The sequence below is a fragment of the Psychrobacter sp. UBA5136 genome, assembly GCF_002414005.1.
Lineage (GTDB): Bacteria > Pseudomonadota > Gammaproteobacteria > Pseudomonadales > Moraxellaceae > Psychrobacter.
In genome coordinates, this window is record NZ_DHYG01000008.1 from 1 (window position 1) to 12,601 (window position 12,601).

The window sequence follows — 12,601 nt, forward strand, 5'->3', positions numbered from 1 at the left end:
CTGAGCCTGTTGTTGAGCCTGGCGCAAATGATTCTCAATTAGCCGCGCAAGTTGATGACCCACGCACCTTGTTACGCTGCGCGCCGCAAGAATTGACGGGCGAGTGGACGCCAGAGAAATGGGACTATTGGCTGCAATGTGCCCGTGAAGCTGGTAGTTTGGCGCCAGATGAATTGGCATTAGCGCGTCAAGGGATGATGACCGGCCACTGTAATGATAAAGCTGTATTTGTCACGGCAGTGGATAGCAAGCATTTACAAACCACCTTTCAGCAGCTTGCCGCAAAACTAAAAGAGCAGTTTACGCAGGCAGATATCAACCTACAGATAGATGGTAGTATCACCCAAGCCGATGATAAGACGCCTGAGCGTCGGCAACAAAAGCGTCTTATCCAGGCCAGAACGGTGGCCGAGTCCAGATTGCTCAATACGCCAGTCATGCAGTATTTGATGGAACGCGGTGAAGGCAAAATGGGTAAGGTTCAGTTATATTAAACAATCGCTGATTTTACGATTGGCAATTTTTAATCAGTAAACCTTTATAACTTTTATAATATTTATCAAAATATCAAGGCGACATCATTTTATCGCCTTGATATTTTTGGTTTTATTTATCGCAAAACCGCTTTAGATGACTAACAGAGTTATATTAAAAAACTGTAAGATTTATTATAATCCGCTATAATGGTTAAGTTATATTAAAAACTAAAAAGCAGCTTAGGTGAGAATATGTTAGATAATTTACGTGGTATGGCTGTGTTTGCCAGTGTGGTCGGACACGGCTCTTTTAGTGGTTCAGCTCGCGAATTGGGTATCACAACCAGTGCGGTTAGTCAGCAGATACGGGCTTTGGAGAACGAGCTGGGCGTGGTGTTGTTGCATCGTTCAACTCGTAAGCTCAGCTTAACAGAAGCAGGCGCAAGCTTTTATGAAGCGGCAAAAGATGTGGTTAGCGCCGCTGAACAAGGGCGCATTAAGGTCAATCAATTACGCGATGAGCTTGCCGGTAGCCTGCGCATTGCCACGACACCTGAGCTTGGCGTCCACCATATTCTGCCGGCGCTGTCTAGTTGGATGTCGGCACACGATGACCTTAGCATTACGTATTTCGCCGACAACCATTATATTGATATGATTGATGAGCGTATCGATATTGCGGTACGTATGAGCCCTAATATCAATGACTCAACCTTAAGCAATCATCCGTTATCTGATGTGCGTCAAATGTTGGTTGCCTCACCGCAGTATTTACGTCAGCATAAAAAGATTGAAACGCCAAAAGATTTGGCAGACCATCAACTGATTTGCATCGATATTATGAAAGATGCTAACTATGTGGAGCTTTCTCAAACGGAAACGGGTAAAAAAACGCGCATCAAGATGAATTCACGTATTCATACCAATAATGTTTTTATGGCGATGACCTTGGCAAAAGAAGGCCATGGCTTGATTCGCATCATGGAAATGGATGTCAAAAGAGAGCTTGAAAATGGTAATTTGGTCGAAGTGTTAACAGGCTATCAGCTACCAAGTTTTGTGTTATATGCCGTCACCTTAAACCGTGATCAACAGCCTGCAAAAATCACCCGCTGCTTAGAAGTGTTAAAAAAGTACTTTCATGCTAATTAAATTTAGCCGTTAAAAAGGTTTAATTTAAACTGCCAGAAAGTAAAAAGCCTATAGATAACTATCTATAGGCTTTTTTAGCGGTAGGTTTTTATGCAAACAATGGTTTAAAACGAAGGTTTTAATAAATTAACCAAGCGTTCGACCACTTGTGAGCTTTCATCGCGACTCATGTTGAGCGGCGGCAGCAAACGAATCACATGACCGCCTGTGACGTTGATGATTAATTTTTGCTCATCACGCGCACGGTCAACCAGCTTGCTACAGTCCATCTCTTTAGGAAGGGCGATACCAATCATCATCCCAGCGCCGCGCGCGCTGACACCGTATTGTCCAAGCGCATCAACCATACTTTCGCGGATAAACTGCCCTTCAGTAACGGCATTGTCCATGATACCGCCATCGGTAAGCTCCTCATAAACGCTGTGTACCACGCGACTGGCCAATGGCGTGCCACCATAGGTTGAGCCATGACTACCAGCACCAAACAAGCCATTGGCGCGGCCGCGTACCATACAAGCACCGACAGGGAAGCCATTTCCTAAGCCTTTGGCAGTCGTTAAGACATCAGGACGAGCGTTGCTATGCTGATAAGCGAAGTATTTGCCCGTACGGCCATTACCGGTTTGCACTTCATCGAGCATAAATAACCAATCATGGCTGTCGCATACGGCTTGTAATTGCTCAAGGTACGTAAAGCCATTTACTGCCGTATTAAGGCCGCCTTCGCCTTGGATAGGCTCGACAAATACCGCACAGATATCATCATGGTCTTGCGCCGCTTGTTCAATCGCCGCAATATCACCAAAGGGCACACGGACAAAATCTTCGTCCAAGGTGTAAAAACCTTCACGCGCTTTAGGATTGGCGGTTGCAGACAATGATAGCAAGGTGCGACCATGGAAGGATTGTTCCATTACAATCACTTTTGGGCGTTTAAACCCTTGCTGATTGGCGTACAGGCGCGCCAATTTTAATGCTGCTTCGTTGGCTTCAGCACCGCTATTGGCAAAGAATACGCTGTCCATTTGCGCCGCGTTACATAAAGCTTCGCCGGCGCGCTCTTGCCAGTCGATACCAAATAAATTGCTGGTATGCACCAAGGTCGATGCTTGCTGCTGGATAGCCTCAGTCACCTTTGGATGACAGTGCCCCAAGCCGCATACTGCGATACCCGTCAAGGCATCCAAGTAAGGCGTTTCATCTTTGGTATAAAGCCAACTGCCTGAACCGCGTATGAAGCTGATTGGTTGACGATTATAAGTGGGCATCAGGTAAGTAGCAGACATGTAAAACATCCTTGGCATAATAAAAGGTTAAAGGGCGTGGTTAAATGGTTAGAGCTCGTCAGAAAATGGCGTCGATTCGGCAGGCAGAGTGTATTCTTCATTTGCCCAGGCGCCTAAGTCGATAAGCTTGCAGTGATGACTACAAAACGGCTTATATTTATTGTCTTGCCAGGCAGTTTGATTGCCGCACTGTGGGCAAGGGTAGGTTTTAGGTAAGGGGCTGGTACTGTCGTCGCTGTTGCTGGGGGTAGAGTCAGTCATAATAAAAGTGGATATATCCTATGGGCTATTGCTAAAGGCTGTTATTTAACACAGCACTTATCATTAATAGCGAGTATGAATAGTGGGCGTTTTTTATTTCTAAAATCAGCACGGTTTCTTTTTTCTTCAAAATCACGATGGCATTAAATGAAGGAGTTGATGTCAGTCGCATTTATCAGTAAATCATTGTCTTTCGTGAGCAAGGCCGTTGTACGTTTATTACTATTGGGCTTAATTGACTATATAATAGCATGCGGTCGAATAATGACAAATGACAAATCCCTTAAGGATACTAGATGACTGACAATCTTGAGCTCTCACATCAGCAGCAACGTGCCTTTCAACCACAAAAACTCTCAGCGCCGCGCGATTTTATGCTTCCAGAAGTATTGATTAAAGGTAAGCAGCCTTTGGTATTAGAGATTGGCGCAGGGAAGGGTAAGCACGCGCTTAGCTTTGCGCAGCAAAACCCTGATAAGCATCTGATAGCTATCGAGCGTACGCGCAATAAGTTCGATGCCTTTGCTAAATTGGCTGGGCAGCAAAAATCAAGCAACCTAAGCGCGATTCATGCCGATGCCATCGCTTGGATTGCCCACGCCATTGCGCCAAACAGTATCGAGCGTATTTTTATACTCTATCCCAATCCTGAGCAACACAATCCCAACCAGCAATGGTTAAACATGCCTTTTTTTGAGTTCTTACTTTCTCGTTTGCAGGCAGGGGGAGAAGTGCTACTAGCGACCAATATAGAAGCGTATATGGATAATGCAGAGCAGCAAGCCAGTGAGGTTTGGTGTCTTCCAAACACGCGTCATAGAGTCGCAAGCGATAGTCAACGTACACATTTTGAGGTTAAGTATTTGGCGCGCGGGGAGACTTGCTGGCAGCTAACCATGCGTAAGCCTGAGGGCTATAAAACCAGATTTGATAAATGGCAAGCGAGCCGTAAAGCGTAGGAAAAATAAATAGCCTAAGTGATAGTGGTAACAGAAAGGCAACTAGAAGAAGAATTAAGCAATCACACAGCCAGCATTGCTAATATATTTATAAAAAATAGCCTAAGCAGAAAAAACAAAACCAAAAAAGACCGCCACAAAAAGGCGGTCCAAAAAATGCCGAAACCCTTACATCATAAAAAAGGTTTTACCAATCTATTAGAATCCGTATGTGCATCCAACACCGTCAAGAATGTATAAGCACCGATAAATTTCCTACTAATAAACATAAACTCTTTAGGCGGTAGATTAAATTCAAAAGATTGTACTGCCCGTGCGGCGTCATTGGAGAGGCGAGTATGCAACTTACTATTCGCCCATATATAACGCTGCTGTTCATCCAAACAATCGCCAGGAATATCGGGGTTTAAGGCAGGATCACTAAAAGGTTCTGTCGCCAATAAAAACAGCGAGGCAATATCAGAGCGTACTTTATCGCTCATGCTATCAAAGAAATCATAACCCGTCATGGCTCGCTTCATCGCCTCACGATCATGATAGTATCCTGCGCGCAATAACCCATGTGCAATCGTCAACAGGTTATTATCAAACTGACGAATCGCACCAAAATCTAGCAAGACCAGTTTATCGATTTCATGTTCATCAGTAGCAACACGAACGAGGTAATTGCCAAAATTTGGATCCGTTTGCATCTCGCCCCAAACGAAAATCTCTTGCATCATGATTTCGATAGCCGCCTGACCGATGGCACTGCGGCGTTCATGCGGCAATAACTGTAGCGCTTCAGAAACAACCGTGATGCCCGGTTCATAAGACATGCACAACAAGCGTTTGGTTGAGTAAGTACGATTGATTTTGGGCACAATATAGCGCGGGTCGCCAATTAAGCGCTCATAAAAACGCTCTGTGGTCGCCGCTTCCGCTTCATAATCGACCTCATGATGGAGTAGGTCACGTATCTCATCAAACCACGCATCGAGTGCCCGTGTTTGCGGCACGATATTACTAACTTTTAATAGACGTTTAAATAAAGCCAAGTCAGAATTGATGGCATCAGCCACACCTGGATATTGAATTTTTAACACCACCTGCTCGCCAGTAGCCAATACGGTGGCGCGATGAACTTGGGCGAGGGAAGCGGTGCCAATAGGTATCGGGTCAATGTCTAGCTCATTTAACTTAGCACCTAGGAGCTGCCGTAATGTCAGCTCAATTTTTGGCCATGCTAGAGTTGCAGTATCGTCATTGAGCGTTTGCAGTGCGCGCGTGATTTCAGATGGTAATATATGCTCGCCATAAATCGCCAGCATTTGACCGATTTTTACCACCGACCCTTTTAATTTGCCCAGCTCTTCTGCCAAATAATTTGCCTGTTCTTCCATAAATATCTGGTTGCGTGCCGTCCGTGCTTCTTTATTTAAAAACATCCCAGACACGCTATTACCCGCCCAACGACGTCCAATGTTTAAGGAGGTTTTAGCAATAGACATACGACGCTCAAACCCTGAGGTTTTTAGGTTGTCGATAGATTGCTTATTATTAGACGTTTTATTGTTAGAAGGTTTAGAGGTATCATTTGCCATAAATATAATCATTCATCCGGTTGCTATTGATTTGCGGGTATAAAACCGACAATACAAGGAAGATGCGACGTACTGGTACAAAATTGTACCATATAACGGCAGGTAGGTTGAGACGCCTTAGCTAAGCGTTGTCAGTTACTTTGTAAATTAAAGTACGGCTATGAATATCTAAGCACTATTTGCTGGCAGCGCACAAAAAAATACGACCTAGCGCGATACTAGGTCGAATCAATGTAAAAATCATAAAATCATGGCGCTTTTAAAATATGGTGCTTTTAAAATGACACTTTTAACATAGCTTTTAAATCGGCTCAGCCTTGTTAAACGTTTTCGCGAGCAATCGCATGATGACCAATATCACGGCGATAATGTGCACCATCAAAACTAATCGCGCCTGTCACTGCTAAGGCTGCTTGCTGCGCACCAGAGATGCTATCCGCCAATGCCGTCACGCACAATACGCGCCCGCCATTGGTTACGATTTCTTTTTCATCGCTAAGGGCGTCTTGATTAGAAAACGCCGTGCCAGCATGAAAGACTTTTACTGAACTTTGATTGTCATTATCCAATTCTGGCAAGCCTGTAATCACATCGCCTTTTGATGAGGTTTCAGGATAGCCCTTTGACGCAACGACAATACCAAGAGCAGGGCGCTCATCCCACTTGGCTTCGGTCGGTAATTTACCCTCTAAGCCTTGGGCGACCAAATCAACCATCGAGGATTGCAAGCGCATCAAAATCGGCTGCGTTTCTGGATCGCCAAAACGGCAGTTAAACTCAATCACATACGGGTCGCCAGCCTCATCAATCATCAGCCCAGCGTATAAAAATCCGGTGTAAGGATGACCGGCAGCTTTCATCGCATCAACGACAGGCTGGATAACTTGCGTCATAACCTTGTCATGAACTTCTTGCGTGACGACTGGCGCCGGAGAGTAAGCGCCCATACCGCCCGTGTTTGGACCAGTATCACCTTCAAAAGCGCGTTTATGGTCTTGGCTGGTTGCCATCGGTAAGATGTTGTCACCATCAATCATACAAATAAAGCTGGCTTCTTCCCCTTGTAAAAACTGCTCAATGACCACGCGGCTACCAGCATCACCAAATTTATTGTCGCCAAGCATATCGTCAATCGCGTCATGCGCTTGCTCGATGGTTTCAGCAACGATAACGCCTTTACCAGCAGCAAGACCGTCGGCTTTGATTACAATCGGAGCGCCTTGCTCATCGATATAAGCTTTAGCAGCAGCAGCGTCTGTAAATCCTTGATAGGCAGCCGTTGGAATCTTATTTTGCGCCATAAATTCTTTAGCAAAGGTTTTTGAGCCTTCGAGCTGGGCACAATAAGCCGTTGGGCCCCAAGCCCTAACACCAGCAGCGCGGCAGGCATCGACAATGCCCGTTACCAATGGCGCTTCTGGACCGACAATTACCATATCAACGGCGTTGTCTTTACAAAAATCGATAACCGCACTGTGTTCGTCAGCATCGGCTGCATCTTTTAATGTGACGTTTTGGCATTTGGGCTCAAGAGCGGTGCCAGCGTTACCAGGCGCGACATAAATGTTTTGTACGTTGTCGTCCTTTGCACACTGCCATGCAAGTGCGTGTTCGCGACCACCTGAGCCAATCACCAAAATATTCATCATTTCTCTTGCCCTTAGCATCAAAATTTATTGTGAGTTGTTTGTAAGTTAGTTGTTTATGAGTTAACAGCGCGCCAGTAAAATCTGCTGCAACATACTGCGGTATTCTAACAAAAAATCGCCGTGATTGTCAGGACTATCCACCTGCCAGCAAGTATTAGACTGGACGAGGGGATTAACCCCTTATTAACCCATCATTATTAAGGGCTGTTTCATTATTAAAGGTTATCGACATATAGCTGATTCATGAAATGATGTTGTACGCTTTAGCTGCGCGCTGAGGTGCGTTACAATTTGATAGATTGGCAGCAGTAAAGACCAATAATTGGTTATTGAAAAAAACGAGAACGACAAACCTAAAACAAAGGACAACGGACATGCCTAACACCCTAAATATCGCAAAAGAGCGGATCAGCCAGATAAGCGATATTGCCACCAGCTATGTACAAAAGGACAAATCGCTATTTGACCATTTTATTCATAGCTACTATCAGACGCTGCACCAAGAAGCGGCAAAAGACATCAGTAATATGGATTTGGCTGGCATGGCGCTGCATCACTTCACCTTGCTTAAAGCCTATGACGGCAGTCAGCCGCAGCTTGCTATTTTAAATCCAATTGCAGAAGAGCAGCATTTTCATAGCTCGCATACCGTTATTCAAATAGTCGCTTATGACAGACCATTTCTAGTAGATACTATCTTGATGAGTCTGGAAGCAGAAGGTATCGACGTCCATCGCACTTATAATATTATTGTTGGGGTTGAGCGCGATGAAAATGGCGACATCACTCATGTAGAAAGCGCGCACGAAAGCAACACCTCAAAAATGTCTCTCATTCATTGTGAAATCGCTTATCAAGACAATGAAGAGTTGGCAGCGTTAAAACAAATACTACTCGCAAAAATTGATACCCTTGATATCGTCGTTGATGATTGGCAGCAGATTCGCAGCAAGCTGACCGATATAAAAACGGAGCTGGCTGGTCAAGACTTACCAGAAGTGTATTATTCGCAGCAAGAGATTCAAGCGTTTCTGGATTGGGTATTAGACGAACACTTTATCTTTTTGGGCTATCGCGAATACCGCTTAGAGGATGATGATAATTTAGACTTATATGCGATTGGTAATAGTGGTCTTGGCCTCTTGCGCGGCGGCAGTGAAGATACGCTCTCAAAGAGCTTTGATGAGTTGCCAAATAATCTAAAAAAACTACTAACCGAGCCGCGCGTATTAATGCTATCTAAATCAAGCCGCGTGTCGCCCGTCCATCGTCCGGTATACATGGACTTTTTAGGCATTCATAAGTTTGATGCTAATGGCAAGCTGATTGGCGAATATCGTTTTATTGGCCTATTTACCGCGCAAGCTTATCAGTTAAGCGTACAACAGATTCCCTTACTGCGCGAAAAAGCCGATAAAATCATGGCGATGGCGGATTTACCGCGCCACGGTCATGCGTATCATAAAATGATGCATGTGATTAACTCTCTGCCGCGTGACGATCTGTTTCAAGCTAGCGTCGAAGAGTTATATCCTATCGTCTCTGGCATCAGCCAACTGCAAGACAAAAAAAGCCTACGTTTATTTAGCCGCGTCGACCATTATCAGCGCTTTGTGTCCTGTTTGGTCTATATTCCGCGCGATAAATTCAATACCGAGCTGCGTATTAAAGTACAAAATGTCCTAAAAGACGCTTACGGCGGGACGTCATCTGGCTTTACGACGGAATTTAATGAATCGGAACACGCCCGCGTCCACGTGCATGTCCGTACGGTACCTGGTCAAGTAAATGAAGTGGATACAGCAGCGCTGCAAGATAAACTGTCGGCTCTTATGCAGTCATGGAGCGATAATTATCAAAAAATGTTGCTCGATAATGTGGGCGAACAGCAAGCCAATGCCTTAATGCGCCGCTTTTTAAGTTATATCCCAGCAGCCTATCAAGAACGCTTTGATGCGCGCACAGCGGTCGAAGACACCAAACGCTTGGCAAGCTTGAGTGATGAGCAGCCGATGATTTGGCATTTATATCAATCGACGGGCGACGCCAGCAATCAATTGCACCTAAAACTCTACGGCCGCCAAAATCCTGTCATCCTCTCAAAAGTCTTACCCGTGCTAGAAAACTTTGGCGTCTCGGTCATCTCCGCCCAAACCTATGAGTTTGATTTGCCAGAGCAGCCAATTTGGATGCAAGAGTATGCGCTGGTATTGGAACATGTTGATACCATTAATATGCAAGTGGTACGCGCACAGTTTGAAGATAGCCTCAAGCAAATTTGGGCAGGGCGCGTTGAGAGTGACTCCTTTAATGAGCTGGTATTAACCACCAAGCTCGACACTTATGACGTGGTAATACTGCGTGCTTTGTCGCGTTATATGATACAAGCAAAAGCGCCGTTCTCTAGCGCCTATATTCAGCAAACTGTGGTAAAAAATAGCGCAATTAGTATCGCCCTAAGCGAGCTATTCGATGCGCGCATGAATCCTAAATATAGTGAAGAGGAACGTGCTAGCAAAACCAGTCAAACCCGAGAGCAAATTAACACTGCCTTAGCTGGTGTCAGTAGCTTAGATGAAGATCGCATCTTGCGTTGGTATCTAGATTTGATTAACGCGATGGTGCGAACCAACTTTTACCAGAGAGAGGCGGACGGACAACGTAAAGACCGTTTGTCGTTTAAATTTTTGGCAGCAGATATTCCAAACTTGCCAAAACCTAAGCCCATGTTTGAGATATTTGTTTATTCGCCGCGCGTTGAGGCGGTGCATTTACGCGGCGGCAAAGTCGCTCGCGGTGGCCTGCGTTGGTCGGATCGCATGGAAGATTTCCGTACCGAAGTACTAGGTCTGGTCAAAGCACAAATGGTCAAAAACGCCGTGATTGTACCGGTTGGCTCGAAAGGCGGCTTTATCGTTAAGACCAAAACCATGGCGGATGGCCGCGAAGCCTTTCAAGCAGAAGGTGTCGCCTGTTATCAAGCGTTCCTGCGCGGGATGCTTGATGTGACTGATAATATTGTCGATGGCAAAATTGTCCCGCCAGCCAACACGGTGCGTCACGACGAGGACGACCCGTACTTAGTCGTTGCAGCCGATAAAGGTACCGCTACCTTCTCTGATATCGCCAATGCTTTATCGGCGGAATATAATTTTTGGCTTGATGATGCCTTTGCTTCAGGTGGCTCGGTCGGTTATGACCATAAAGCCATGGGTATCACCGCACGCGGTGGCTGGGAGTCGGTCAAACGCCACTTCCGTATGCGCGGCATGGATATTCAGAACCGAGATGATTTTACTGTCGTTGGTATTGGTGACATGAGCGGCGATGTCTTTGGTAACGGTATGCTCAGATCGACGCATACCAAACTGGTTGCGGCCTTTAACCATTTGCATATCTTTATTGATCCCAATCCAGATACCGCAGCGTCTTATGCCGAGCGTGAGCGCTTATTTAATCTGCCGCGCTCGACGTGGGACGATTACGACAAATCGCTTATCAGTCAAGGCGGCGGCGTATTCTCACGCCAAGATAAAACCATTGCTATCAGCCCTGAGATGAAAGCGCTGTTTGATATCAGTGAAGATAGCCTTGCGCCCAATGATTTAATCAGCGCGCTACTAAAATCGCCGGTCGATTTGATTTGGAATGGCGGTATCGGCACCTATGTAAAAAGCGCCAATGAAAGTCATGCCGATGTCGGCGACCGTGCCAATGACGCTGTGCGCGTCAACGGTGGTGAGCTGCGCACGGCGGTCGTTGGCGAGGGCGGTAATTTAGGCTTTACCCAGCAAGGGCGTATCGAATATGCGCAGACGGGCGGACGCATTTATACCGACGCCATTGATAACTCAGGCGGCGTCAATTGCTCAGATCATGAAGTCAATATCAAAATTTTGCTTGGTAAAGTGGTCGAGCAAGGCGATATGACCTTAAAGCAGCGTAATGAGCTGTTAGAGTCTATGACCGATACGGTCGCTGAGTTGGTGCTGCGCCAAAACTATCTACAACCGCAAGCGCTTGAGCTTAGCCATCTACGTGCCGCGGCAAACTTAAGTGACCATCAACGCTTTATTCAAATGTTAGAAAGCGAAGGTCGTCTTGACCGCGCCATTGAATATCTGCCATCGGATGAAGAAATCGCCAAACGCCAAAAAGCCGGCACGGGGCTGACCAATCCTGAGCTGGCCGTTGTGATGGCGTACGGCAAAATGTGGGTTTATGATAATTTGTTATTGTCGGATTTGCCCGATGCGCCGTACTTCGTCAATGAGCTGCGTCAATACTTCCCTGACGAGCTGGCCTCACGCTTCTTTGATGAGATGAAAGAACATCGCCTGCACCGTGAAATTATCAGCACCTATTTGACCAATAATATCGTCAACCGTTTGGGTATCGAAGCGTTATTCCGTTTATTTGAGGAAACAGGACAAACGCTTGCTACGATTGCGCGCGGCTATGCAATTGCTCGTGATGTTTTCCATGTATCAAAAGCTTGGGAGCTGCTCGAATCGCTAGATAACCAAGTGGATGCAACCTTGCTACTCGAGCTTGAGCTGCGTCTGCGTGATGCCCTTGAAAATGGGGTCGTGTGGTTTATCAATGCCTTTGGGCAGGATTTGCACGTTGCCGATATGATCAAGCGATTTGAGGATAGCGTCGAGAAATTGACCAAAGCAGGTGGCTTTATCGAGCAGCAGTTCTCAGAATATTTGCAAGAAGATACCACGAGCTTGATGGAAAATGATCTGTCTGCTAATGATGCCGCGATGTTTGCGATGTTGCCTTATCACGTTGACGCGCTAGATGCGGCGCTGTTGGCTGAGCAGTATGAGCGCCCAGTTGATGAGATTGCAACCTTGTACTTTGAGGCTTATCACGTCTTGCAGCTAGACTGGATGATGGACAACATCGCCACCTTACCGCAGCAAGACCACTGGGATCGTCGTGCGCGTCACGCCCTTGTCAACGAAGTCTCACGTAGCCTGCGGATGCTGATGGACACTTTATTAAAGCAGTCTAATCCTAAAGAGGCCTTTAATGACTGGAAATCACGCCATGCCAGCCAGCTTGACGCCGTTACCGCAGAGATGCAAAAAATTGATAGCAGTGATGAGAGTGATATCAGTTTATCAACGTTATCAGTGCTAATGAGTGAGCTTGGTGGCTTAGTAAGTAAATAATAAGCCAAATAAAATTAAGACTCTGTTTTATATAAAAAACCACCGTTATGGG

7 protein-coding genes and 1 pseudogene are annotated in these 12,601 nt (G+C 45.9%); 4 read left to right on the forward strand and 4 right to left on the reverse strand.

Annotation, left to right across the window (positions count from 1 at the left end):
- Nucleotides 1-494, forward strand: a pseudogene (locus tag B4240_RS00885) (DNA polymerase III subunit gamma/tau); the annotation flags it as partial.
- A gap of 234 nt (nucleotides 495-728) precedes the next feature.
- On the forward strand, nucleotides 729-1,628 hold the full coding sequence (locus tag B4240_RS00890) for a LysR family transcriptional regulator (RefSeq protein ID WP_296236314.1): 900 nt from the start codon (nucleotides 729-731) through the stop codon (nucleotides 1,626-1,628).
- Between the two features lie 104 nt (nucleotides 1,629-1,732).
- On the opposite strand, the gene B4240_RS00895 is transcribed toward B4240_RS00890, so the two are convergent.
- Together B4240_RS00895 and B4240_RS00900 are read right to left on the reverse strand one after the other, a co-directional pair.
- A complete protein-coding gene (locus tag B4240_RS00895) occupies nucleotides 1,733-2,914 on the reverse strand; it encodes an aspartate aminotransferase family protein (RefSeq protein WP_296236315.1) in 1,182 nt (393 codons plus the stop codon).
- A gap of 48 nt (nucleotides 2,915-2,962) precedes the next feature.
- Nucleotides 2,963-3,175: a DNA gyrase inhibitor YacG gene (locus B4240_RS00900; RefSeq protein ID WP_296236316.1), complete on the reverse strand. Its 213-nt coding sequence runs from the start codon at nucleotides 3,173-3,175 to the stop codon at nucleotides 2,963-2,965.
- Between the two features lie 296 nt (nucleotides 3,176-3,471).
- On the opposite strand from B4240_RS00900, the gene B4240_RS00905 reads away from it, so the two are divergent.
- Nucleotides 3,472-4,134, forward strand: coding sequence for a DUF938 domain-containing protein (locus B4240_RS00905; RefSeq protein WP_296236318.1), 663 nt, complete (start codon nucleotides 3,472-3,474; stop codon nucleotides 4,132-4,134).
- A 173-nt stretch (nucleotides 4,135-4,307) separates the two neighbouring features.
- On the opposite strand, the gene B4240_RS00910 is transcribed toward B4240_RS00905, so the two are convergent.
- Both B4240_RS00910 and purD read right to left on the reverse strand, forming a co-directional pair.
- A complete protein-coding gene (locus tag B4240_RS00910; RefSeq protein WP_296236319.1) occupies nucleotides 4,308-5,717 on the reverse strand; it encodes an ABC1 kinase family protein in 1,410 nt (469 codons plus the stop codon).
- Between the two features lie 320 nt (nucleotides 5,718-6,037).
- Complete coding sequence (purD, locus tag B4240_RS00915; RefSeq protein WP_296236402.1) at nucleotides 6,038-7,363, reverse strand: phosphoribosylamine--glycine ligase; 1,326 nt, start codon at nucleotides 7,361-7,363, stop codon at nucleotides 6,038-6,040.
- A gap of 377 nt (nucleotides 7,364-7,740) precedes the next feature.
- Here purD and B4240_RS00920 point away from each other — a divergent pair, with 377 nt between their 5' ends.
- A complete protein-coding gene (locus B4240_RS00920; protein ID WP_296236321.1) occupies nucleotides 7,741-12,549 on the forward strand; it encodes an NAD-glutamate dehydrogenase in 4,809 nt (1,602 codons plus the stop codon).
- The last annotated feature ends 52 nt before the right edge of the window (nucleotides 12,550-12,601 follow it).

Excerpts from the sequence above, each read along its gene's own strand:
- B4240_RS00890 (WP_296236314.1), top strand. The coding sequence starts at position 729 with ATGTTAGATAATTTACGTGGTATGGCTGTGTTTGCCAGTGTGGTCGGA.
- B4240_RS00895 (WP_296236315.1), bottom strand. The coding sequence starts at position 2,914 with ATGTCTGCTACTTACCTGATGCCCACTTATAATCGTCAACCAATCAGC.
- B4240_RS00900 (WP_296236316.1), bottom strand. The coding sequence starts at position 3,175 with ATGACTGACTCTACCCCCAGCAACAGCGACGACAGTACCAGCCCCTTA.
- B4240_RS00905 (WP_296236318.1), top strand. The coding sequence starts at position 3,472 with ATGACTGACAATCTTGAGCTCTCACATCAGCAGCAACGTGCCTTTCAA.
- B4240_RS00910 (WP_296236319.1), bottom strand. The coding sequence starts at position 5,717 with ATGGCAAATGATACCTCTAAACCTTCTAACAATAAAACGTCTAATAAT.
- purD (WP_296236402.1), bottom strand. The coding sequence starts at position 7,363 with ATGAATATTTTGGTGATTGGCTCAGGTGGTCGCGAACACGCACTTGCA.
- B4240_RS00920 (WP_296236321.1), top strand. The coding sequence starts at position 7,741 with ATGCCTAACACCCTAAATATCGCAAAAGAGCGGATCAGCCAGATAAGC.